This is a genomic window from Treponema sp. UBA6852 (assembly GCA_002449305.1).
Lineage (GTDB): Bacteria > Spirochaetota > Spirochaetia > Treponematales > Treponemataceae > Treponema_D.
Window position 1 is genome coordinate 60,275 of record DKDI01000013.1, and the last position, 24,776, is coordinate 85,050.

Below are 24,776 nucleotides of genomic sequence, written 5' to 3' on the forward strand. Positions count from 1 at the left end.
TTGAAACTTTTTACCGGAGGATTTTTTATGGAAAACAAGGAATTGAAAATTGCGTTTTATGATGCCTGCAGCTATGACAAGGAATCTTTTTCAGAAGAAAACAAGAACTTTTTATTCAATATTGATTTTTTTGACTTTCATCTGACAGAAAAAACTGCATTGACTGCATCTGGCTATGACATTGTATGCACATTTGTAAACGACACAATAAACAGAACCGTTATTTCCATACTGAAAAAATGCGGTGTAAAAATGATTGCATTGAGATGCGCTGGCTTTAACAACGTGGACCTTGAAGCCGCAAAAGAATTCGGCATAAAAGTTGCAAGAGTTCCAGCGTACTCGCCTCATTCTGTAGCAGAACACGCTCTTTCACTTTTGCTTTCTCTTACACGAAAAATTCCTCAGGCATATTTAAGAACTCGCTCTGGAAATTTCACATTGAACGGACTCACAGGCCGGGATTTGTGCGGACTTACAGCAGGAATCATAGGAACTGGAAAAATCGGAAAAGTAATGGCAGAATGCCTTTCTGGAATTGGAATGAAAATCGTAATGTACGATGCCTATCCAGACAATGACTGGGCTGAAAAAAAAGGATTCACATATATTCCGCTTATTGAATTATTCCAAAAAAGCGATGTAATCAGCCTGCACTGTCCTTTAACAGACGACACAAAGCATCTTGTAAACGAAAAGTCGCTTTCCATGATGAAAAATGATGCGGTCATAATAAATACAGGACGCGGTGCTTTAATCGATACTCATGCGTTAGTAAAAGCCTTAAAGAAAAGAACTATTGGAGGAGCGGCACTTGACGTTTACGAAGAAGAAAGCCGATATTTCTTTGCAGACTGGTCCGCAGACGTTATAAAAGACGATATGCTTGCACGCCTCTTAACTTTCCCAAATGTAATTATAACTGGACATCAGGCATTTCTTACAAAGAATGCGCTTAAAGCAATCGCAGACACAACGCTTCAAAATATTCTGGACTTTACAGAAGGAAAAGAACTTAAAAATGAAGTTAAATAAAAAACAATAGGCTTTCATTATTCCTGACGCCTCCTTTTTTGGAGGCATTTTTTTTTGTTAATTTTTAGGAATTTCAGTCAAAAGGAATACTTCCTAAGCCCCTTAGGAATACTTACTTCAGCTCTTAGGAATACTTCCTAAGCCCCTTAGGAATACTTACTCCAGCTCTTAGGAATATTCGCTCCAGCTCTTAGGAATACTTACTCCAGCTCTTAGGAATATTGGCTCAAGGTCTTAGGAATATTGGTTTTAGTATAAATTAACTATTCTACATATTCTACAAAACACATTGTATAAGTCATTTTAAAGTGATATAATTATTGGAATATATTTTTTATAGAGGTAAAAAAATGCTTACTTATCTTGCCGGGCTGTGTTCCTCCACACTGTCGGTCATTTTCATTATTTTTATTATTGGCGCGCTAGGTTTTATGCTAGGCGGAATCAATGTAAAAGGAATTTCGCTGGGAACAGCAGGTGTTCTTATTGTTGCGCTTGCCTATGGTGTACTAATCCATTATTTTCCAGAATTTTCAATTGAAGCAAAAAAAATCACTTTATGGAACAATTCAATAAAATCAAGTTTCAGCTTAGTTTCAAATATCGGAACAGCTTTATTTGTTACAGCAGTTGGACTCATTGCAGGTCCAAAGTTTTTCCGCACTTTTAATAAGAAGTCAATTGCATACCTTTTGCTTGGCGTAATAATAATTGCAATCGGCGGCGTTACAGCTGCAATTTTTGTTAAACTCGACAACACACTTTCTCCTGAAATGGCAGCAGGACTTTTGACAGGAGGACTTACAAGCACACCGGGATTTTCAGCGGCAAAAGAAGTTCCTAATGTAAACCAAGACGCAATCAGCGCAGGCTACGGAATCGCATATCTTTACGGAGTTCTTGGAGTTGTTCTTTTTGTTCAGCTTGTTCCAAAAATCTTAAAAGTTGACATGGCAAAGGAAAGAGAATCATTTGTTGCGGCAAATTCTGTAGTAATTCCAGAGCCAAAGGCAAAGCTTATTCAATTGGAAGAATTCGGATTTTTCCCATTTTTTCTTGCAGTTGCATTTGGCTGCATAATCGGCGCAATTGAAATTCCAAAAGTCAACTTTTCTCTCGGAAATTCCGGTGGAACTCTCGTTGCAGGACTTATAATCGGCCATTTCGGAAGAATAGGAAAACTTGACTGCAGAATCAGCAAGCAAACATTGAATTTTATGCGTGAACTTGGACTTGTCCTGTTCCTTATAGGAGCTGGAGTCCCAGGCGGTGTAAACTTCGTTTCAAATGTAAAATTCTCATTCTTTATTTACGGCGCAGTTATGACAACCGTTCCAATGGTAGTGGGCTACATAATCGCACGCTATGTATTCAAGCTAAGCCTTTTCAACAACCTTGGTTCTATAACAGGCGGAATGACAAGCACACCGGCGCTGGGCTCATTGATTGCAACAGCAGGAACAGATGAAGTTTCTTCTGCCTATGCTGCGACATACCCGCTCGCGCTTGTTTCTGTTGTTTTGACAGCAAAAATAATCGTAATGATTTTATAAAGAACTAAAGTTTTTAAACAGTATAACTTCTCTGCTTAGCATAATTTTTTTTATACCCCAGCACACAGCTGGGGTATTTTTTTGTCTAAAAAAGTTTCTATTTAGTTTGCTTTAAATAAAAAAAAAGACCTTGAAACTATCAAGGTCTTTAGCATCTCCCACGGGAATTGAACCCATGTTGTCGGGATGAAAACCCGATGTCCTAACCACTAGACGAGGGAGACATACACAAGAGCTATTGCTCATTGCGATAATCAGAATATATCATATATTAGCATTTTATGTCAATAGCAAAATACCAAAAAACTCATTTTTTTTTACATATTCATATCAAATTTCTTTATAAGTTTTAGTTTCAAGGTGTTTAAATCATCATCTTCAAGACCAAGTTTCAATGCATTGTTTACATCTTCCATTGCCTTTGTGTAGTTTCCTAGATTAAAAAGCGCCAATGCTCTTCTGTAATAAACATGGCTCTGAAATGCATCAATTGCAAGCGAACGGTCAAAACATTCAATAGCTTCTTTTTCTTTTCCTTGAACAGAATAGACAATGCCTTCATAATAAATCGATCTAAAGCATTGTGGATCATGTTCAACACTTTTCTTAAAATCATTCAATGCTTCTTCGTAAAGATTTTGCGCAAAATAAGCCATTCCTCTATGCTTGTAAATTACACTCAAAACCATTGCAGGAGGAACCGGCTCAGAATTAATTATCTGTGTATAAATTTCAATTGCCTTCTTGAAATTTCCTGTATTATGCTCGTGCAATGCTGTAAGAACCAGATCATCTATGCTGCCTTTAGAAAACGGACTTTCAATGGAAGAAGATTCTGCCGCCTGATGATGAGACTGCCCAAGCATTTCTTCTGAAAATTCATCAGCTTTCTCATAAAAGGAATTCCGGCGTTCACCAAGCTCGTTCTGAAGTTTTTTCTGATAATCCCTGATTTCTTGGAAAATAATATCAGCCAAAGTAAGACTTGCGTTTATAGAAGCCAGTTTTCGTCGCAAAGGCTTGTCAAAAGGATTGAATTCAGACTTATAAATGAGCTCATGCTCAACTTCCGCCCAAGCATCCTGTAAAATTGTACGAACCTGTATTTCGCATACAAGATTTTTTCTAAGCTCAGGGGAAATTCCTAATTCCGGCAAGCAGTTTTCTGGTATTGAAACAAGAATGTGAACTGACTCATATCCAAATTCTTTAAATGACTGGTCTGCTCCTTTACGCTCAATTTCTTTTACATCAAAAAATTCCACAACCTGTTTTTCAACAAGAGCAAGATCTTCCACAAAGGCGCAAATTACACGGATGCCTATCATATCTGTAAGCGTAACAAGCTCATTGCTTTCCGAAGACTCCTTAGCTTTTTGCCTAAGTATTTTCTTATAATAACTAGGAAAAGATTTTATTCTGGCTTTATAAGTAGGATTTGAAGGCAAATTGATTTTCTGTTTTAAAAGATTTTCAATTTTACCCAAAATTTCATTGAATGCAGGTCTATAGCTTTCATAGCGTTGTTCAATTTCAAGTTTATTAGGAAGTGTAAAATTCTTTTCAGACATAAGCAAAATATAACAAGTTTACCATTTTTATATTCAATTTCATAAAAAAAGACCGTCCCGTAAGGACGGTCTTTGACAAAACACAAGTTTCAGAAATTACTGAACTGTAGCTGATGAATCCTGTGTTGAAGACTGTGCGTTGGAATCAGAATTTTCCTCAAGAGAAGATGTGAATTCTGCTTCTGTAGCCATCTTAGACTTTTCGAGATAGCGGTTAACCTGCTTGTTTCCAAAGCGAGCCATTTCACCATTCTGGCGGTCTCTTTCTTTCTTTGTAATGATGCCCCAAAGATCTTCGTCATCAATGTCGCGATCAGAAGTAAGGATTGCGAGGTCATAAATAACCTTTACATCTTTGAAGTAACCAATGAAGTTGTCTCCAATGTGAGAAGCATCACGAGCAACCTGGAATCCAGAGAATTTTACAAATGGAATTCCGCGTGGATAGATTGGGTAAACTCTGATTTCACGAGTGCGAACTTCTGAAATGTAATCTGGGTTGTTCCAAATAAGAGTTTTCCAGCCGTCAAAATAGAGATTTCCCATAAGATAGCGGCGTTCTACTCCATCATTGTCCTTAAGAAGAACATAAAGAGCATGTGGATAGTTCATACCCATTGTTGTAACAGCAATTGATTTCAATGTACCAACGTTTCTTACAACACCGTATCCATCTTCAAAAAGGTATTTTCCTTTCTGCTCATCTGTTGGCTGCTGGCGTTCACCGTTCTCATCAGCGTCAGAAAGAGGTTCGTAAGCTGGAATGTCAAATGCAGGAACAATTTTTGCATTTGCATTGTTTGCCCAAGTTGGGAAAATAACGCGAACGCCCATTACATTTTTTCCAGCGAAAGGAACATCTGCTGATTCTTTTACAGGAGCAGCAACTACCTGAGAAAGAGCAACAGAAACCGGGTTCTTGGCAGAAGAATTAAGTACAACTTCCCATTCAGGAAGAGCCAGTGAAGTCTTCATAAGTGTTTTCTGGTCACTTGTGAAAGTCGCACCGGCAGCAACAGAATAATCCATTACAGTTCTGCTGTTCTGTGTTGGATTTCCGTTCTCGTCTGCTACAGTGTCTGCATCGAGCTGTGAAAAATCAATAAGAACTGATTCTCTTGCAACAGCAACTGAACCTGCCAAAATCATTGCAGCAACGGTTAAAAATAAAGTCCTCTTCATTAGAAGCTCCTTTTAATACATATATGATGTAGCCTTGTTATAATAGTATCTATTAAGAAAACATTTTTGTCAACTTCTTTTATTTTTTTTTGGATAAAACACCGCAAAATAAAACAGGTAAACAAAAGCTAATTTTCCGCAAAAACAGGCTTTCCATCGATATATATATAAATTTTATTGATATTTGTGAAATTCTTCACAATATTTTTTCTTAGCAATGAAACATTTTTTCTCATATTAAATGTTTCTGAATTGACAAAGAGAGCCTGCTTTGAAAGTCCAATGTAAAGCTCTTTTCCATTTGAAAAACAAAATTCAGTTCTCGTTCCCGGAGAAAAAAGAAATTTAAAGCGGTTTGTCATTGGTCCAAGCAAAAGATCATCAACAAAAGCTCTTATTTCCTCATCTCCTCCCTTTTTTTCTGAATAACGCGTTTCTGTGCAGATCCGGCTTGAATCATAAGACTCAAAGTAAAAAATCTGCCTGCAATGGTACTTGTAAAAATAAAAAGCCGCGCCCGAAACAATCAGCGAGCCAAAGAAAACACCTGCAAAAACAAGCGCGAAAATATTTATTTTTGATTTTCTGTTCAATTTTAGTTTCCTGTAAATCCGCGGGTCCGCTCAAAATTTGTCACAAATTCTTGAAGCCCATTATATATTCCAAGCGACAATTTCTGCAAGTACTTGTCATCGTTCAAAAGCAAGCCTTCTTTTTTGTTTGTAAGGAAACCAAGCTCTATAAGGACACTCGGCATTTTTGAATTCCTAACTACAAACCATTCCTCTTCCTTTATTCCGCGGGAGTTGCTCAAATTTCCGACCTGAGCTGAAATTCCGTTCATTATAAACTTCGCCATTAAAATTGATTCAGTTGTGTATTCCTCTTCAGTCATGCTGTTCAAAATCGGAAGAATCGAAGCGTCCTCATTCACCGACTTTGAATTTAGAACTTGGCGGCGGTATCCTGGAGAAAGATACCAGACTTCATATCCGGTAACTTTTTCGCTAAGGCTGGAATTTACATGAACTGAAACATACAGGATTGCTTCGTTTTCTTTTAGCTTTACAGAATTTGCAATTTCTGTGCGCTGAGAAAGTGTAAGGAAAACATCCGTGCTGCGAGTCATAAGAATATTTTTTTCAGGATAAGCTTTTTTAAGATAATCACGGAGCTTAAGTCCAACTTTTAAATTTATGTCTTTTTCAACAACCTTGATTTTTTTTCCGTTTGAAACATGGCTTGAACTTGCTCCCGGATCTTTTCCGCCGTGCCCCGGATCAATGAGAATCGCGCCGATTTTATAAGGAGCTTCTGAATTCTGCAATTTAAAGAAATTTTCAGCTAGGTTAAAAAATGACTGGGAAGAAACAAGCTTTCCGTTTTCAAATGAAGGCGCATCTTCCTGCACAAGAGTTTTGTAATCCTGAAGAAAAAAAGAGTCGCCTGCCCTAAATGAAATTCTATGCCCGTTTTTTTCAAGAAGTCCGCAAGAAGTCAAAGGATCCCAATAAAAAGAAATTCCTGATTTTTGCACATTCTGAAGAAAATCAACTTTTGCGCCTTGAGAAAAAATTGAAAACGAAAAAAATACAAGCAGAAAAAAAACAAAACTTTTTACCTTCATTTTTCCTCCAGCTGAACAGAATCTGAATAATACAAAATTCCTTGAATGCCGGCGCGCAAAAGACAATTCCAGAATTTTTTGGAATCAAGCCGCGGATGTTCAGGTGAAATTTTATCAAAAAGAAAAAGAGTTTCCTTTACAGTTCTGAAATTCCAATCGCGCATTTCCATGATTTTTTTTATGCTTTCAGGAACACAATTTTGCACAGGTTGATTTTTTTCAATGAACGGAACCTGCTCAAGCTCGGCTAGAAATTTTTCATCTTTTGCATTGAAGTCAAATGCGCTGAACGGAAATCCTTTTTCCTGCGGAAGTTCAACACTGGAAAGAAAATTTTTAGTCTGCGGATTTTTCGGCTCCAAGCGAAGAACAATCTGAGCAATGGCGGATTCAGCGCTTTTTTTTGACAGTTCGCGTTCTTTTGAAGACGATATTACGTTTCCGCATTTTTCAACATTATTCCGCGGAAAATCAACAAAGCAGCCCTCTTTTACTCTGAAAAAAATATTTTTTACAAAAGGAGAAGCCCAGGCTTTTTCCTCGCCATAGATTTTTTTTATTTTCCCGGGAATTGAAATGAACGCTCTTTCATGGCTGAAATTTTTAGAAGGGATTTCTTTAGTGCTTGAAAAATCAGACGGAATTCCCAACGCAATTTTCATTGCTTCTTTTGTAAGCTCAAATCCTGATGAATAAGGAAAAGTCCAGCCCGACATATATCCGCCAGAAAGTCTTGCAGCAATTTCACCAATCATCGGACCTTGCTTTGTATATTTTACATCTCCCTTTGCAACTCCGTTTGTAAGCCCTAGCGCATTAACCGCATCTGTAAAAACTTTTACAATTTCCTGCTTTTGATTTTCTGAAATTTCAGAAGGCATTGAATGACCAAGTTCAACAAAATACGGCTCAAAAAAAATATGGCGGTCAGCAAATCCTGCGATAACAACTTTTCCATTTACAACAAGCGCATCAATTGAAAACTCAGGTCCTTCCATAAAATCTTCAACAATAGCTTTTTTTGTGCGAGAAAAACAAACCGCATCTTTTAAGGCTGGAAGAAATTCATCTCTGTTCCTAACAAGACGGCAGCCTCGTGCTCCCATATTGTCTACAGGCTTTACAACTTTTGGAAAATGAATTTCTGAAGTTTTGTTTTTCTGAAATAGCTCTATATAACTTTCATCGGCTTCAAAAAAATCAGGAGAAGGAATTTTATTTTTCTTAAAGCATTCACGCATAAGAATTTTATTGCTGGCATTCATTGCCGCTTCAAAACTGTGAGAAGTAAATCCACACTTTTGGCAAGCAAGAGAAACTGGAACTGAAAAATCTGTTCCTGCTGTAAAAACCGCGCAAAGTTTTTTTCCTAAAGACAAAGCAAAATCTACAATTGCATCTGTGTCTTTTAAATCTATTTTTTCAAAGCGATCTGCAAACGGAACACAAACTGCGTCAGGATTCGCATCTATAACAAGAGCCTTATAACCAAGTTCTTTTGCTGCTTCTATTGAAGGACGCTGCATTAATCCTGCGCCTAAAATCAAAATATAACGGTCATTCATTTACTTATTATTTTCGACATAAAAGCAAACCGATTTTAGGATTTAATTTTCTTACAATAAACTTCAAATGTATCGCCTAGTTTTAAAACTTTGCACAAGTCAGCTAAGACTTTCATTGGCAAAGACTTTGAACTCCATTTCATTTTTTTTGCAAGCGGGAAACGCTCCGGATGAATTCCTGTTGAAACAACTTTCACAACTTTGAACCCATACTTTCTCAAAATTTTTTTTGCGCATTTTGTTTCCCAAATCGTATAATGGTCGGCCGGACTTTTTTCATAGAAATCGTCACTAGAATATTTTCCGCTGACTCCAGAAGCAGACGGAGTGCTAAACGCAAAAATTCCGCCGTCTTTTACAATTTCAGAAACTTTTTTCAGCACGGAATCAAGATTTTTAAAATGTTCTATAACGTACCACATTGTAACAGCGTCAAATTTTTCAATTCCGAATTCTGAAACAAAATCTGCATCTGGAAAACTTACGCAGCTAGCCGGGAAATTTAAAGTCTGCTGAACATACTCAACTGCGCTTTGAGAAATATCTGCGCCAAAAACCTGCCATCCAGAATCGTTTGCAGCAGAAAGAAAAGGTCCCATCGCGCACCCAATGTCCAAGACAGAAGGAATATTTTTTGAGATTCTATTTGTAAGCCTGTAGAAAAAATCTATAATTGAAATCCGCCTCAAGCAAACAGATTTTATTGAATTGAAATCATCAAGATAAGTTTTTCCGTATTGCTTTTTATAATCTTCAAAAAAATACGCATGATTATATTCAGTTTGAAATTCCGACAAAGTCCAAGACATATAAATCATTCCGCAGTTTGAGCATTTTCTGTAAGTTCTATTTTTGTTTCTCGCAATAACTTTGTTTCTAAAGCCTTCGCCAGTTTTGCAAACAGGACACTCAAAATGGCTTCCAAGCGAAAGTTTTTTTGTAAAGGAAGCAAGATTTTCCGAAGACTCAACTTTATTTTTTATTAAAAGATTTTCAGGTTGAATCAAAAGACTTTTGAAATTTTTCTGATTTATTTTTTTAGGAGCAAGACATTTAAATCCATTTGCAACTGAAAGACGAATATGCAAAGGTGTCGTTCCCAAAAGAATTACAGCGCATCCTGCCCCAGCGGCTTCAAAAGCAGTAAACCCAAAATGAGTAACAACAAGATCATATTTAAATAGTTCTTCTTTTAAATTTTCAATTGGAGAAGAAATGCTTATGTATTTTTTTAAATCGTCTGGAATATTTTTTTCTGCCTCAAAAACTTTTTCTTTTGAAGATGCAACAGCCAAAACATGAACATTATTTTTTGCAAGCGCAACAGCGGATTTTAAAAGAAGATTTGCCGGATCTTCTCCGCCAATGCAAATCAGTGCATTATTTATTTTTATAGGAAAAGAACTGCGTTTTTTTTCGGGCAAAGGAATAAAAGCTGGATTGTAGTAATTTACATTTCGATTTGACTTTAAAGAAGGAATTATATCAAAAAGATACTCAGCATAGTCATTGTCGCAGTTTCCTTCATCAAGACTTGCAACTGGAATTTTTGCTGCTATAGAACGAATAAAATTATTATCAGCTAAAAATAAATCCGTAATCGCAAGACAATATTCAGACAAATCTAGAATCTCATTCACAATCTGAAAAGCATCAAGTCCATTTTTTTGCGCATCTCCAATTAAATCCAATCGTTGGGTTAAATCAGCGTCATTTGGAATATAAACATCCCAACTATTTGCAATTGCAAGATCAAGGCATCTTCTTAAATGTCCGGTTCCATGGCCTTTCTTTACAGAGGGAATTAAAAGAACAGGATTTTTTACAGCAGGAAACGAAAGCGCACTTAAAATTTCATTTGTAGAATAAGGCTCTGATGGAATTTTATTATTGGAAACTTTTTTTACAATTCTTAAAGCCCGTTTATAATCAGACAAAGTATCAACTGTAGTTCTATAATCTGGATAGTAAAATTCCTGCGGAGCTTTTACAAAAGCGCAAATATATTTTTCAGAATGATTATAAAGCGCAGGACCTACATGCTCATGGTCATAAGGCAAATCTGTTTCTAGTGCGGCTTCAAGCAAAGAATCTGCATTAAATACTTCAACTCCAGAGCCATGCGGAAGTCCAGAAAATGTAATGTAGTCAACTGGAGAATTTTTTTCTTTTAAAAAATATTCATCAACAAGTTTTTGTGCAGCCTCATAAAATAAAAATGGATTGTCGGCTGTTGCTCTTAAAACAACATCGGCTTTGGAAATTTTTATAACGTTGCAAAATCTGTCAAGAACATCAGATTGAGAGCCAGCGTAAAAATCCCAGCCGCATTTCTTTGCAATAGGTTCTAGTTCTTCCCTGCTTTCCTCATCAACAGCAAGAAAGTATTTTGAAGCTTCAACCTTTTTCATTGAAGCCAAAGTCCATTCAAGAATTGTTTTTCCGCCAAGAGGCAAAAGAGCTTTTCTAGGAAGTCTTGTTGAAGACAGGCGGCACTGGACAATTACAACAACACGTTTTCTTCCGATAACAATTTTTTTTATTCCTTCTTTTATTTTTTTTAAATTCATCTTTTACCTCGGAATTATTTTCCCCAGTTTTCAATAAGAGCAACAGCGTCTGTTTTAAATCTATACTGATTTTCCTTTGTCCAGCGCATGGCATCTTTAAATTGCCGCATAGACTCAACAAATCCGCAAGAACTTTTTAATTTAAAAGCAAAATATGAAATCCATGGAATTTTTGCATGATCTGATAAAAAAACAGGCAAAAGATTCTTCAAGTAAAATCTAAGATACGAAATATCTACCGTTAGGTTTTCTTCAGGAATTGCGCCTGTATATTTAAACTCAAATCCTGTTGACAAATTTATTTTCTCTCCCCAAAGCCAAGCTCTAAAAAAGAAATCGATTTTTTGCCAGTATTCAGAAAAAATCGTATAGTCAATTCCGCCAAGCAGAATAAATTTCTCACGATTATAAAAACCCGCATAATCAGCAGGATACAAAGTTGGCTGTCCGTCTAAAAATACAGAATCTGCCTCAACTTCAAAAACAGATTTTCTTGCTGAAGGAAAAAGCGCAACTGGAAGTTTTGTAGAGCTGTCAGAAAAAAGCCTTGGAGCAATGCAGAACTGATTTTTCTTAATAAATTTAGAAACCATAGAAGCGTCAAAAGAAAATTTTTCAAGGCACATTTCCTCTTGAACAACCAAAACATACTGAGTTTCAGCTTCAGAAAAAGCAATATTCAAAAGTTCTCCCTGTGATACATTTTCCAATGCAACTAAAAATTTTACAGTAGGAAAATGCCTCGCAAAAGAATCTATGGATTTCCGTTCATTTTCAGAATTCACGCTTATAATTTTTTCAAATCCTTTCTGCAATAAGTTTTCAAGAACCCTTGTTCTATAATGTCTTCCCGACCTGCTAAGAACTATGCACGTAACAGGCATAAGAATTTGCTTGGGATTTTCAGTTCCGCCGATAACAGTGTAAGAAATTTTATGCTGATTAAAAATTGAAGGTATAGTATTCATCGCAATCCTTGCATTTTTCTCCATATTTTTTTTCAAGCTGATTTTGAACTTCACCAAAATATTTTTTCCATATATTCTCTACACCTTCATCAAAAACATTTCCTATTGAAGAAAACACAAACTGTCTGCAAAGAGGAACTTCACCAGTGCAAAGAATTGTCATGTCGCGTTTTAAATGCCAACAGACATTTCTTTCAAGCGGAGACAAATCGGCAGGTTTTCTCGAAGGCAAGAGTTTGCAAAAATCATTGTACTTTTGAATTATAACTTTTCCGCCGGAAGGAGAATCTTTTGAGTGCCAAAAACGATAAAATTTTTCAAGTTCATCTTCGTTTTCATTCATTCTTGTAAACTGCGGATAAACAGAAGATGGGAAAAATTTATTTAAAGCAAGAATTGAATTCACAGCAGAATTAAAGTTTCCATTTGAAAAAATTTTGTTGTACATATCTTCGCTAAAAGAATCAATTGAAACTATCCAAGTTACAGATTCAGCTCCATTTTTTCTTTTTCCAGCTCGTTCTGAAATTTCAAAAACTTTTGAAACAAGCTGCTCAGTAACTAAAACTCCGTCAGTTTCTACAAGAACAGAAAGATTTTTATGGCGCAAAACAATTTCAATAAATTCCGCAAATTTTTTGTTAAGCAACGGTTCTCCCCAGGCACTCAAATCAATTACGGCATCTTCTGAAAAACTGGAAATCTGTTCAATAAGAAAATTGAATTTTTCCAAAGTCATGTCTTTGGGATTTTGATTTTCTTTTTCAAATGGGAAAAAACCGAATTTATTTTTAAAAGCTTCTGGATAAGGATTGTAAAACGGCATTGCAAGACAGTTTTCTGAAATCTGAATATTATAGAATGCTGGCAAAGTTTGCTGGACATCAGCGCAAGTTTCAGCAAGTTCAGAAAGATTTTCAGCGGTAAACGGAATTTCTTTTTTCAGAGCATTCGAATAAAGTCTTTGGCAGGCAACGAAATTTCTTTTTTGCGAACACGAAAAATCAAGACGCAGCATTCTAAAATCTTTAGGAGCAATCACGGATTCAATTTCAAAAGAATTTATGTCAGCTTTCATAACATTGAAAATGCATTCATTTGAAACCTGAAACTCCCCAAGCCCTTTGTGAGTTTTAGATGCAAAAGTGGAAAGAATTTTTAAAGTTCCAGAATTTATAATTTCCGGCGAAAAACCGTAAGGATAGCCGTCTGCAAATGTATATTCAGAAATATATTTTCTGTGGTTTTCAAGAAGTTCACTCGTAAGCTTTTTGTCAAGAAAGGGTCTGTCTGCTGAAGAATAAACAACGTCATCTGCTGAAAAAATAGAAACTTGAGCAGACATTTCTTCTATTAATATTGCCGTATTCCAAAAATTCCTTGAAACAATTTTTGCTTTTACTTTATCAAATGAAGATACAAAAGATTCCACAATATTTTTATTTTCTTCAAAGCAGGCAACAACAATTCCGCACAAACTTGAAACATCAGCCGCCCATTCAAGGCACTTTTCAAAAGCTGATTTTCCAGAAAAAACTTTTTCAAAACTATGAGCCGAATTTTCATCTATGTATAAAAAAACTAAATTCTTCATCATTTCATTATCGGAAAATATCTTGTCTAAATTAAACGGAATGTTTACAATCGGAACAAAATGGAAATGCAAAACGAATCAAAAAAAGACAATGCCCTAACAGTCTCACAGCTGACAGAACTTATAAAAACAATGCTTGAAGGTTCTTTTCAAAATATAATTTTAAAAGGAGAAATTTCAAACTACAAGCCAAGTTCATCCGGGCATCTTTACTTTTCACTTAAAGATTCAGACAGCCAGATTTCAGCGGTAATGTTCAGAGGAGCAGCTTCTGCTCTGAATTTCATTCCAAAGGACGGAATGCTTGTTCAAGTAAGAGGAAAAATAACAGTTTACTGTCCGCGCGGAAATTACCAGATTCAAGTTTCATCAATGATTGAAGCTGGAGCCGGAAACATAATGGAAATGATTGAAATGCGGAAAAGAAAACTTGCCGCGGAAGGACTTTTTGATTCAGCAAGAAAACGCACAATTCCATTTTTTCCAAAAACAGTCGGAGTTGTTACAAGCCCAAACGGAGCGGCACTGCGTGATATTTTAAATATAAGACGCCGCAGAAATGACAAAGTAAGCATCGTTGTTTTTCCTGCAATCGTGCAAGGTGAAAATGCCGCGGATACAATCGAGTACATGATAAAAATTGCAAACGAATACAACATGTGCGATGTTTTGATTGTCGGAAGAGGCGGAGGATCTTTGGAAGATTTGCTTCCGTTCAGCGAAGAAAAAGTTGTCCGTACAATTGCCAACTCAAAGATTCCTGTAATCTCTGCAGTTGGACATGAAATTGACTGGGCACTAAGCGACTTTGCGGCGGACGTAAGAGCTCCAACACCAAGCGCGGCGGCGGAAATTGCAATTCCAAGAAAGTCCGACATAGAAAATAATATTAAAAATTTCAAATCCGTTTTATTTTCTGAAATTCAAAACAAAACAAATTCCCTGCGACTTATGCTAAGAAATTTCAATCCTGAAAATATGCGGACCAGATTGCAAAACATTGAGCAAAAATATTCAGAAAGATTTGACAAAGCATTTGACTCAATGAAAGACGCAATGGAAAACATAATAAAAGATAAAAGAATAAAAATAAAACTGTGCCTGCAAAATTTAGAAAACTGCAATCCACAGAACATTTTTGACAGAGGATATTCTATGGTTTGCGATGAAAATGGAAAAATAATAAGAAAATCATCTGAACTTTCCAATGGCGCAAAAATAAAAATTAGGCCGGCGGAAGGATTGATTTTCGCAACTGTTGATAAAATAAATTAACGGAGAACAAAATGACAAACTTTGAAGAAAAACTAAAAAGACTTGAAGAGCTTTCTGCTTCCATAAAAAAAAGTGACATCAGCCTGGAAGACGCGCTAAAAGATTTTGAGGAAGGAATAAAACTTGCAAAATCCATGGAAAAGTCCCTTGATGAAATGGAAAGCAAAATTCAAATATTAATGAACAATCCTGATATTTCAGAAGAAGATGAAAAATCCGCACAAGTTAAAAAACAAAAGGCAAAAACTGAAAATGCTCCTGTGCTCGGTCTTTTTGATGAATCTTCTGAAATCACTGGAACAAGAGCATGACAGAACAAAGACGCGTAAAAATTCTAAATGCGGAAGTTGCAAGAAAAATTGCCGCCGGTGAAGTCATAGACAAGCCTTGCGCTATTGTCCGCGAGTTTATGGATAATGCAGTTGACAGTGGCGCAACAAGAATCAGAGTTGAAATTGCTAGTGGCGGAATTGAAAAAATCAGAGTCATAGACAATGGCTGCGGAATGTCAAAAGAAGATTTGATTCAATGCGCGCATCCACATGCGACAAGCAAAATTTCAACAGAAACAGACTTGCTTAGCCTTTCAACATTGGGATTCAGAGGCGAAGCACTTTCTTCAATTGCAGCAGTAAGCCGTCTGGAAATAAAAAGCGGCGGATGGAAAATGAACGCTTCTGTAACAGAAGATCACGTCATCGAGCCTTGTGCTTCAACAGAAGGAACCATAGCACAGTCATCAGGACTTTTTGAAAATTTTCCTGCCAGAAGACAGTTTCTAAAAAGACCGGCTTCAGAAGGAATTCAGTGCAGGACAATTTTTGAAGAAAAAATTCTTCCGCGCCCTGACATTGCTTTTACTTTTGTAAATGACGGCGAAGAAAAACTTTCACTTCCCGCAGGACAATCTTTAAAAGAAAGATTTGTTCAGACAAATGATTTTTTTGAAAGCAGCGATTTATTTTATGAACTGAAGTATGAGGATTCCGAAAAAAATTTTTCATTTACTCTGATTATTGGAGAACCTTCTGTTGCAAGAAATTCCAGAAAAGATATTTTCATTTACGTGAACGGAAGAAAAATACAGGAGTACTCTCTCGTGCAAGCCATTGCTTACGGAACACAGGGATATTTTCCAAATGGAACATTTCCAGTCGCCTGTCTTTTTGTAGAAATGAATCCAGCGCTTGTAGACTTCAACATTCATCCTGCAAAACGAGAAGCTAGATTCAAAGACATAAATGCGCTTCATCATGCAGTAAGCTCAACAACAAGAAATTTTTTCAAGCAGTATACTGTAAAATCAATGCTCACCCAAAATGCAGAAGATAAAACAGAAGCTGAACTTTCAAATGAATTTTCTTTTAATTCCACCGGTATTGAAAAAAATAATTTTGTTGAAGAAAATTTCACTCACCAAAACAAAAGTCCAAAAATAAATTCAATTTATTCAGATGTGAAGCGTGGAAATCCTAGAACAAGTTTTTCATCAGGCGGAACAAGACAATCTTTCTTTAAAACGAAAACTTCACAAGATTTTTTTCATCCAATGAAACCGAATTATGTTCCAGAAATAAATAGTGAAAAGCTTTCAGAATATGAAAAAGGATTTCATTTTGCAGGCTGTGTTCTTGGAACTTTTATTATCGCAGAAAAAAATGAAACGCTTTACATAATAGATCAACACGCCGCCCATGAAAGAATGATTTATAATCAAATAATGGCAGAGGCAGGACAAAAACAATCTCTTCTTGTTCCATATATTGTGCAGACAGATTCCGTCGCTGATGACAATTTTATCCGAGCAATAAAAGACAAACTTGAAGAAGCTGGATTTTCATGTAAAGACTGCGGAAATGGAAAATGGGAATTTTCAACAGTTCCAATAAGATGGAAAGGCACAGAAGCAGATTTAAAAAAAGATGTGCTTGACCGGCGAGTAAATCCAGCAGATATGATAAATGCAGCAGCCGCATCCACAGCATGCAGAAGCGCAGTTATGGACGGAACAGTTTTAGACGAAGAGACTGCAAAAAAAATTGCAAAAGGTGCTCTTGAATTGCCAGATCCGCATTGCCCGCATGGACGCCCGGTATACACAACAATAACAAGACAGCAACTTTTTGCACTTGTAAAGCGGACATAAAATCCGCTCTGAAAAATAAGTTACTGCAGTTCAGCAAGCAATCCATTTACTTCTGAAGATTTAAAATCTGGAGCTTTGGATTGCAAGTAAAGCAAATATTTTTCCGCGCTGTTTCCATCACCTTGAGCAAGACAGACTTTTGCAAGTTCAAAAAACAAAGGCCATTCAGTCTGCTGTTTTTTTACAAGCTCTTCATAAACAGCCCTTGCATTTTTATAATCTTTTGCAGATGTATATGACTTTGCAAGATTTTCTTTTACTGTCAAATTTTCAGGTTCTATGCCCAAAGCATTTTTATAAAATTTTACAGAGTTTGCAAAGTCATCAATATCTCTATATGCGCTTCCAAGATTGTTGTTTACTTCAAAATTCTTAGAATCATTTTTGTAAGCTTTTAATAAAAGAGCAATCGCAGCATCAGGTTCATTTTTTGAAAGAAGAATCATTCCTAAATTTGTATTTGCTTTTACATGATTTGAATCAAGCTTTAAAGTTTCTTGATAAAATTTTATAGCTTCAGTTTCGTTTCCTAATTCTTGATTTAAAAGTCCTAGGTTATATGAGATATTTGTCTTTACATCCGACGTAGTTTTGTCTTTATTATCATAAGCTTTTTTTGCAAAATCAAATGCATCGTTCTTTTTATCCTGCGCAAACATCACAGTAGAAAGATTGTAATAAGTGAGCGCATTTTTTTCTGCAGTAGAATCTGGACAAGAAAGAGCCTTTAAAAAATTTTGTTCAGCCAGAATATAGTTTTTTAATTCTGAATAACAAGAGCCAAGTTCCTGATAAGTTTGCGCTCTTGATGGATTTATTCTTACCGCCTCTGAATATGATTTTACTGCCTCTGAATAATTCTTTTCTTCAGCTAAAACATGGCCTGCTCCCATAAATGCATTTTCATAGTCAGGTTTTATTTTTGTTGCATTTCTGTATGAAGCAAGAGCCTCTTTATTTTTTCCAAGTTTTTCACAAACAAAGCCAGAATTATAATGGGCAGGAGCAAAATTTCCATTTATTTTTATTGAAGTTTGGAAAGCAGCAAGCGATTCATTGTACTTTTTCTGCATCGCAAGAACTCTTCCAAGCTGATAAAAATAAGTGCTATTGGCAGGATCTTTTTTTGTGGCATTACGTAAAAAATTTTCAGCAGAAGCATAATTATGTTTTTCAAGAGCATCCATTCCAAGGATAAACATAACGTTAGGTTCTTCTTTAGAATTTTCAAAGGATTTCTCTGCAAATTTTACAGCTTCATCACGAAGAAATTTCTTTTCAGTTCCTGATTTTTTTTCAGAGCTATCAAACAAAGCTGTCGCAGCCTCTCCAAGTTTTTTTGCGGCAAAAGCATTTTCTTCTTCAGGAAGATTTTTTTCAGCATTATAAAATTCAACAACAGCTTCTTTATTTTTATTTTCAGACAAAAGCTGCTTTCCATTTGAAATATAATTTTCAACAAGCTGCTTTTGACGTGCAATAGCAGCCTCTTTAGCTTTTTGCTCTGCAAGAGCTTTTTCTCTTGCCTTTCTTTCCGCTTCAGCTTTTTTAGCGGCGGCTTCCCTTGCCAATTTTTCTTCTTGTGCTTTCTTTGCAGCGGCAGCTTTTCTTTGCCTTTCTGCTTCCAAGGCTTTTTGTTCTTTCGCTTTCTTTTCTTCAAGAGCTTTTCGTTCAGCTTCTTTTTTTGCATCTTGAATTTTCTGTTCTTCTATTTCGCGCTTATTCTTTGCTTCGTTTCTATGACGAAGAATTTCCTCTTCAGAAAGAATTGGGTTTCCACTCTCATCAAAACCAAACTCGCCTAAATCAATTCCAGACTGCATTGCTTTTTCTACAGCTTCTTTTTTTAGAGCATTTATTTTTTCTTGATTTTTTTCATTTGGATTTAAACTGTTCAAAAGAATAAGGGCTTCTTCAAATTTTCCTTCGTCAATAAGTTTTTGTGCAAGCGCAAGTTTTTCTTCATCAGAAAGATTTTCAGCGGACCGTAAAACCAAGGCCTGTTTTTTCATGCGCTCAATTTTATTTTTCAGCATATCAGAAATTTCATCATCGCCATCAATAGAAATTGCATTCAAAAGTTCAAGCGCATCTGAAAAATTTCCATCATCTATCATCTGTTGAATCAAAGATAAAAGTTCGGAAGTTTTTCCATCTGCAATAGCTTTATCAACAGCAGCCTTTTTCAAACTGTCCAGTTTTTCTTTTAAAGAACTTCCCTGCTCTGCTTTTATTGCATTTAAAATTTTCAACGCAGATTCAATTTCGTCATTATCAATAAGCGACTGTATAAAATCTAAAATTTCCTGTTCACGTCCATTTTCTAAAGCCTTTGAAAAAGCTTCATTTATTAAAGCGGAAATTTTATTTCTAAGTTCTTTTGCAGCCTCGGTATTTCCTGAAGCATCAATTCCCAAAAGAATTTTTAAAGCCTCTTCATAATTTCCCTGCTCAATTAATTTTTGAGCCAATGCAAGTTTTTCTTCAAGGTTCAATTCTGAAACAACATTGTCTTTGGCACCAAAAAAATTGTTATTATTTAAAACAAAAAATCCACCTCCAGCTAAAACAGCAAGCAAGAAAAACAACATAGCCACTATTTTCTTATTTGATTTTTTATCTTTCTTTTTTTCAAGCTCAATATTTTTTTGCGCAGACTTTTTTTCTACATCAAAACTTGAAGCCAAAACCGGCTCAGTCTTTTTTATTACAACTCCAGTTTCTTCTTTTTTTTCAACTAGAGATTTTTTAGAAGGCAAACTAGAAGCAGCAACAGTTTTTTGTAAAGGAACTTTTTGTGCTGACAATTTTTTTTCTTCTGTAAAAATTTTTGGTTCAACTGTTTTCTTTACAGCGACAGTTTTGACAGCCGAAGCCATTTTTGTTTTTTCCGAAGCAACAGAAGCCTTGCTAGCTACAGGCTTTTTTTCCGCAGAAGAAACAGCAGTTTTTCTTGAAACTGATTTTGTTTCCGCAGAGGAAGCAGCAGTTTTTTTGGCTTCAGGCAAAGAGGATTTTTTTTCAACAGAAGTTTTTTTCACAGCGGTAGTTTTAGGTTCAACTGATTTTTCAGAAACAGAAGAAGCTCTTACAGCTTTTGACTTTTCTAAAAGTCCTGAAGTTTTTTTTGGAGCTGTAGTTTTAGATTCTGTTGTTTTTTTTGAAGCAGAACTTTTTGAAACTGCAGCCACTTTTGTTTTTTCCGAAGAAACTGAAGCCTTTTTTGCTGTCGGCTTTTTTTCCGCAGAAGAAGCCACTGTTTTTTTTGAAGCTGTATTTTTTTTTACCGCAGTAGTTTTTTTCTTATCTAAATCTTTATTCGAGTTCTGATTCGTAGCCATAATCAACCGTTCCTTCTGCACCAGCAGTCATATTTGATGTTTCTGAATTCTGCAGCGAAGCCGCCACATCTTCAAGCAATTTTCTTCTTCTTGCAGCATCTTCTTCTGCTTTTTTCGCAGCCTCTTCTCTTTGGGCTTTTAGAGCCGCTTCCTGATAAGCCTTTTGATCTTGAAGCATTCGTTCAATTTCCGCGCGCTGCTGTTCAAGCCTAGATTCCTGTTCCGCCATCTTCGCTTCAAGTTCCGCAGCTTTTTCTTCATCTCTAGCTTTCTTTTCTGCGGCTGCCTGTTCCTCAACAAGCTGTTTTTCCTTTGAAATCCGTTCAATTTCCGCACGTTGCTGCTCAAGAAGTGCCTGCTGTTCCGCCATTTTAGCTTCTAACTCCGCAGCCTTATCTTTTTCATCCTGAATTTGCTTTTGTGCCGCAGCTTGTTGTTCTGCAAAAATCTGTTTTTCCTGCGCCGCCTGAATCAAAGCAGCCTCTTCTTTTAAACGTTTTTCTTCAGCAAGCCGCTCTTCTTCTGCCTTCTTGAAACCTTCAAGCAAAGCAATCAGCTGCTCAATTTCCGCTTTCTGCCTGTCATTCGGCGACAAATCAAGATAAAGCTTGTAATCCTCAAGGCTTGCAATATATTTTTCCTGCTTAAGCTCGGCATTTGCACGGTTTAAAACGGGAGGCGCATAAAGTCTGTTCGCGGCAATCGCAAGTGAATACCATTTTTCAGCTGAATAAAAATCTTCCATTGCAAAGCAGACGTTTCCTGCGTTAAAAGCAAGAACCTTTTTATCAGTTCCAGAAACTTTCATTCCTTCTGTGCAGACTTCAAGACTTTCCTTCAAAAGCCCCATTTTTTCGTAGCAAAGCGCAAGATAATTGTAAGCCTTAGGAAATTTTCCAGTGCTGATGGCTAACTTTAAAAACGGAACAGCTTCCTCAACGCGGTTTTCCTTGAACAGATTTTCACCTTGCAAAAAATCGTCATTCTGCGCAAAAGAACTGAACACAAAAAGCAAAAAAGAGAAACAAAAAAATTTCTTAAATTTTCTATAAATCGACATCATTTTATTATCTGTAGATTTCAGCAAATTTCTTAGGAAAACAGCAAAATTTTTAAGTCTTCCATATAAATTGACATATTCAGTGAAAAAAGGTAACCTTTTTAACAAAAAACTAAACAAACAGGCGGAATTTCAATGGGTTCACTGACATCTGTAATTATAATAGGTGTTTTAATCGCATTTGTCGCTACAGCGTTGATTTTTATAGTAAAAAATATCATAGCTCCTTCAAAAATTGACGGAATTCCAAAGCTTATAAAAGACGGAAGATTTCAAGCTGCCCAAAGATGCGCAAAATCTGTTATCTCAAAAAATCCGCGAAACTATTTAGCCCATTATTTTTTGGGAAAAGCCTATCTAAAAGATGGAAAGCCTGAACTTGCTTTCATTGAATACAAAGCCGTAAACCAAAACGCGCTTTTTAACGGAGAAATTCCAGAAGCTGAATTCAGAAAAGAAATGGCGGAACTTTACAAACGGTTCAATCAGCCTGATGAAGCTTTAAAAGAATATCTTTTGCTGACAAAACTCGAGCCAAACAATCCAGAAAACACATTTAAAGCCGCGGAAATTCTTGAAACCCAGGGAAACGCAAAACTTGCTATGGGATTTTACCAAAAAACTATTCTTCTAAACAAACGGAATCCCAAAGCCTACACTTCAATCGGCCGTCTTCTTCTTAGGGCAAAAAATTACACACAGGCAAAACAAGCCTTGGAAACTTCAATAAAACTGAATCCAGAATCCTACGAAAATTATTATTACCTTGGAAAAGTCTGCAAAGAAAACAAAGATTTGTCCACAGCAGTAAAACTTCTGGAAAAAGCTGAACGCTCGCAAGAATACAGGCAAAAAGCTCTTGTTGAAAAAGGAACTTGCCTTATGATGGCGGATCAACTTGAAAAAGCAACGGACGCATTTGAACGCGCGGTTTCAAACGCTAAAATTCCAAATTCGCAGGAAACTTTATACGCAAGATACTTTCTCGGAATCTGCTACGAAAAAAGCAGAAAAATTGAAAAAGCAATAGAACAATGGGAAACCGTCTACAAATGCAACAGCAAATTCAAGGATGTGACATCAAAATTAAATCAATATAAAGAGCTTGAGACAAATGACGGAATAAAAGAATATTTAACAGCAAACAACCAGCAATTCATGGAGCTTTGCAAAAAAATTTTATTGGCAGGATACAATCTTCAAAGTCAAAAAACTGATTTTACTCCTTACGGCTGCCAGATTCTTGCCACAGAAAAAAAACAGGAAGCATTCTTAAATGCAAAGCAACAGTTTTTCCTAGCGCAGTTCTACCGTTCCACAGATACAATAGAAGAAACTCCAGTTAGGAAACTCGCTGACACAATAAAAACAAAAGGCTATGTAAAAGGACTTCTTTTTGCAAGCTCTGATTTTTCACACACAGCACAAGTTTTTGCAGACAGCCGTCCGCTTGCCCTAATATCCAAAGACACTCTTGAATCGCTTTTCAGAAAGGCTGGCATTCAATGAAATTTCTTTGCGTTTCCGACCAAATCGACCCTTTAGTCTACTCTTCCACAGTAAAAGAAAGATATGGAGATGTTGACGCTGTTTTTTGCGCCGGAGACCTTTCCATGGAATACGTTGATTTTATAGTAGACGCCTTAGGAAAACCGACTTTTTTTGTTTTCGGAAACCACGATTTAAAGGAATACAAATATTATAAAAATAAAATGTTTTCTGATTCATTATTTTCAGGCTCGCCGTTTAAATTTGAAGGAACTGGAGTTGAACATGCGCACGGAGCAGATTACGCAAGCAACAAAAATATAAGGTGCAAGAATCTTACATTTAAAACTTCAGACGGAAAAACAACGCCCCTGCTCATTTCTGGAGTTACAGGAAGCATAAGATACAACAACGGACAAGCTCAGTTCACGGACAAGCAGATGAAAAGGCAGCTTGTAGCGATGATTCCGGGCTTGCTTTGGAACAAAATCAAATACGGAAGATACTGCGATATTTTTTTGACGCACGCATCTCCAAGGCACATACATGACAAAGAAGATCAGTGCCACAAAGGATTTGACTGTTTTAACTGGTTTATTAAAAAATTTTCACCAGGGCTTATGATTCACGGTCATATACATTTGTACGACCTTCAGGCTACAAGATGCACTGTATCACAAAACACAACAGTCATAAATGCTTACAGTCACATAGTAGTAGAATTCGAGCCGAACCTAAAAAAAGGAGCAAATTTTGGAGCAGACGTTTCTATCCTCGCAGACAGATGAAGATTTTTCAAAAGCGCGCAACAAAGCCTTCTTCAACGAAATACAGCATCTTTTAAATCCAGAGGAAGCAAAGCTTATTTCATTTACCGACATAAAAAAAATGCTCAAGCCAAGCAACGAAGTTTACAAAGGAATGCAAGTTGTTCCAATCAAACTGATTGTAGGCAGCGAAGGACGTTATAAAGATTTTGATAATCATTTCTTGCCAAAAAACAATTTTTTAAAATCACGCTGGGAACACGTTGATATGGCGCATTACCAGGACATCACGCTTCCGCCGGTAAGCCTTTATGAACTTGGAGGACTTTATTTTGTAAGAGACGGAAATCACCGCGTTTCTGTTGCAAAAATGAAAGGCATAGAAAACATCGATGCTGAAGTCGTAAGCCTTCAAAGTGAAATCAAGCTTAAGCCCGGAAGCACAAAAGAACAAATGGAAAAGCAAGTAATAGAATACGAAAAACGAGTATTTTATGCGGAAACCTGTTTTGGCGACATAACTGACTATTGGTGTCTGAATTTCAGCACGCCCGGCCAGTACGACCTTATTTACAACCACATTCTCTGCCACAAATACTACATAAATTCCGGAAAAAAAGAAGAAGTTTCTATGGAGGAAGCGATTCTTTCTTGGTTCAACAACGTCTATCTTCCTGTAATCAGGGCAATCGAAAGCCGCAAAATTTTAAAAAGTTTCAAAGGCAGAACTTTGTCCGACCTTTACGTTTTTCTTATAAAATACTGGGACGAATTGAAGCAGCGGTTTGGAAACGACTTTCCACTTGAAGACGCCGCAGAAGACTTTTCAAAAAAATACAAAAAACTCTCTATTTACCGGCGTATTAAAAATTTTCTCGCAAGGTCAAAGATGAAAAAAGATTTAAAAAACAACTGATAATAAAAATTTTTTACTGATTTTTGACTGTTAATTTTACAGTTTTGTGCCGATAATATTTAATGAAAAACTTGACGGTACAATATTTCAATGCTAGAATAATAAAAATATTTTGCGG

18 protein-coding genes and 1 tRNA gene are annotated in these 24,776 nt (G+C 36.3%); 8 read left to right on the forward strand and 11 right to left on the reverse strand.

Annotated features, from left to right (window positions below; all coding sequences use genetic code 11):
* The first annotated feature begins 27 nt into the window (after positions 1 to 27).
* The gene (locus B3209_RS03480; protein WP_013701384.1) at positions 28 to 1,035 is read left to right on the forward strand and encodes a 2-hydroxyacid dehydrogenase; all 1,008 of its coding nucleotides are present in this window, start codon (positions 28 to 30) and stop codon (positions 1,033 to 1,035) included.
* A 350-nt stretch (positions 1,036 to 1,385) separates the two neighbouring features.
* A complete protein-coding gene (locus B3209_RS03485; protein ID WP_296663988.1) occupies positions 1,386 to 2,588 on the forward strand; it encodes a YidE/YbjL duplication in 1,203 nt (400 codons plus the stop codon).
* 152 nt (positions 2,589 to 2,740) lie between these two features.
* Here B3209_RS03485 and B3209_RS03490 read toward each other — a convergent pair.
* The 9 genes from B3209_RS03490 to B3209_RS03530 all read right to left on the reverse strand — a co-directional run bounded on the left by B3209_RS03490 (position 2,741) and on the right by B3209_RS03530 (position 13,665).
* Positions 2,741 to 2,812: transfer RNA gene (locus tag B3209_RS03490), tRNA-Glu, on the reverse strand.
* A 93-nt stretch (positions 2,813 to 2,905) separates the two neighbouring features.
* Positions 2,906 to 4,159 (reverse strand): tetratricopeptide repeat protein, encoded by a 1,254-nt coding sequence (locus tag B3209_RS03495; protein ID WP_296663990.1) that lies wholly within the window; start codon positions 4,157 to 4,159, stop codon positions 2,906 to 2,908.
* A 96-nt stretch (positions 4,160 to 4,255) separates the two neighbouring features.
* Entirely contained in the window at positions 4,256 to 5,341 is a 1,086-nt protein-coding gene (locus B3209_RS03500) for a flagellar filament outer layer protein FlaA (RefSeq protein ID WP_295799293.1), read from the reverse strand.
* 128 nt (positions 5,342 to 5,469) lie between these two features.
* The gene (locus B3209_RS03505) at positions 5,470 to 5,934 is read right to left on the reverse strand and encodes a GerMN domain-containing protein (RefSeq protein ID WP_296663991.1); all 465 of its coding nucleotides are present in this window, start codon (positions 5,932 to 5,934) and stop codon (positions 5,470 to 5,472) included.
* Between the two features lie 2 nt (positions 5,935 to 5,936).
* Positions 5,937 to 6,968, reverse strand: a complete 1,032-nt coding sequence (locus tag B3209_RS03510; protein WP_295799296.1) for an N-acetylmuramoyl-L-alanine amidase family protein — start codon at positions 6,966 to 6,968, stop codon at positions 5,937 to 5,939.
* Entirely contained in the window at positions 6,965 to 8,533 is a 1,569-nt protein-coding gene (locus B3209_RS03515) for an ATP-grasp domain-containing protein (protein ID WP_296663994.1), read from the reverse strand. Before B3209_RS03515 ends, B3209_RS03510 begins: the two co-directional genes overlap by 4 nt.
* A 35-nt stretch (positions 8,534 to 8,568) precedes the next feature.
* Complete coding sequence (locus tag B3209_RS03520; RefSeq protein WP_296689824.1) at positions 8,569 to 11,103, reverse strand: cytidylyltransferase domain-containing protein; 2,535 nt, start codon at positions 11,101 to 11,103, stop codon at positions 8,569 to 8,571.
* A 14-nt stretch (positions 11,104 to 11,117) separates the two neighbouring features.
* The gene (locus tag B3209_RS03525; RefSeq protein WP_296664597.1) at positions 11,118 to 12,071 is read right to left on the reverse strand and encodes a hypothetical protein; all 954 of its coding nucleotides are present in this window, start codon (positions 12,069 to 12,071) and stop codon (positions 11,118 to 11,120) included.
* A complete protein-coding gene (locus B3209_RS03530; protein ID WP_296689826.1) occupies positions 12,046 to 13,665 on the reverse strand; it encodes a spiro-SPASM protein in 1,620 nt (539 codons plus the stop codon). The genes B3209_RS03525 and B3209_RS03530 overlap by 26 nt, the downstream gene beginning before the upstream one ends.
* A gap of 66 nt (positions 13,666 to 13,731) precedes the next feature.
* Between B3209_RS03530 and xseA the strand changes: the two genes are divergently transcribed.
* Genes xseA through mutL form a run of 3 tightly spaced genes read left to right on the forward strand, consistent with a single transcriptional unit; the run spans position 13,732 to position 17,086 of the window.
* Entirely contained in the window at positions 13,732 to 14,940 is a 1,209-nt protein-coding gene (gene xseA, locus B3209_RS03535; RefSeq protein ID WP_296664608.1) for an exodeoxyribonuclease VII large subunit, read from the forward strand.
* Positions 14,941 to 14,951: 11 nt separating this feature from the next.
* Positions 14,952 to 15,251: an exodeoxyribonuclease VII small subunit gene (xseB, locus tag B3209_RS03540; protein ID WP_296664601.1), complete on the forward strand. Its 300-nt coding sequence runs from the start codon at positions 14,952 to 14,954 to the stop codon at positions 15,249 to 15,251.
* Positions 15,248 to 17,086, forward strand: coding sequence for a DNA mismatch repair endonuclease MutL (gene mutL / locus B3209_RS03545; RefSeq protein WP_296664603.1), 1,839 nt, complete (start codon positions 15,248 to 15,250; stop codon positions 17,084 to 17,086). The genes xseB and mutL overlap by 4 nt, the downstream gene beginning before the upstream one ends.
* Before the next feature lie 20 nt (positions 17,087 to 17,106).
* Here mutL and B3209_RS03550 read toward each other — a convergent pair whose 3' ends face one another.
* Both B3209_RS03550 and B3209_RS03555 read right to left on the reverse strand, forming a co-directional pair.
* Complete coding sequence (locus B3209_RS03550; protein ID WP_296689828.1) at positions 17,107 to 20,427, reverse strand: tetratricopeptide repeat protein; 3,321 nt, start codon at positions 20,425 to 20,427, stop codon at positions 17,107 to 17,109.
* Positions 20,402 to 21,487 (reverse strand): tetratricopeptide repeat protein, encoded by a 1,086-nt coding sequence (locus tag B3209_RS03555; RefSeq protein ID WP_296662450.1) that lies wholly within the window; start codon positions 21,485 to 21,487, stop codon positions 20,402 to 20,404. Before B3209_RS03555 ends, B3209_RS03550 begins: the two co-directional genes overlap by 26 nt.
* A gap of 135 nt (positions 21,488 to 21,622) precedes the next feature.
* Here B3209_RS03555 and B3209_RS03560 point away from each other — a divergent pair, with 135 nt between their 5' ends.
* Genes B3209_RS03560 through B3209_RS03570 form a run of 3 tightly spaced genes read left to right on the forward strand, consistent with a single transcriptional unit; the run spans position 21,623 to position 24,658 of the window.
* Positions 21,623 to 22,996, forward strand: coding sequence for a tetratricopeptide repeat protein (locus tag B3209_RS03560; RefSeq protein ID WP_296689830.1), 1,374 nt, complete (start codon positions 21,623 to 21,625; stop codon positions 22,994 to 22,996).
* Positions 22,993 to 23,763 carry a metallophosphoesterase gene (locus tag B3209_RS03565; protein WP_295797796.1) on the forward strand — a complete coding sequence of 257 codons (771 nt, stop codon included), beginning with the start codon at positions 22,993 to 22,995 and terminating at the stop codon, positions 23,761 to 23,763. Before B3209_RS03560 ends, B3209_RS03565 begins: the two co-directional genes overlap by 4 nt.
* Positions 23,729 to 24,658: a transcriptional regulator gene (locus tag B3209_RS03570; protein WP_295797799.1), complete on the forward strand. Its 930-nt coding sequence runs from the start codon at positions 23,729 to 23,731 to the stop codon at positions 24,656 to 24,658. The genes B3209_RS03565 and B3209_RS03570 overlap by 35 nt, the downstream gene beginning before the upstream one ends.
* Positions 24,659 to 24,776: the final 118 nt, after the last annotated feature.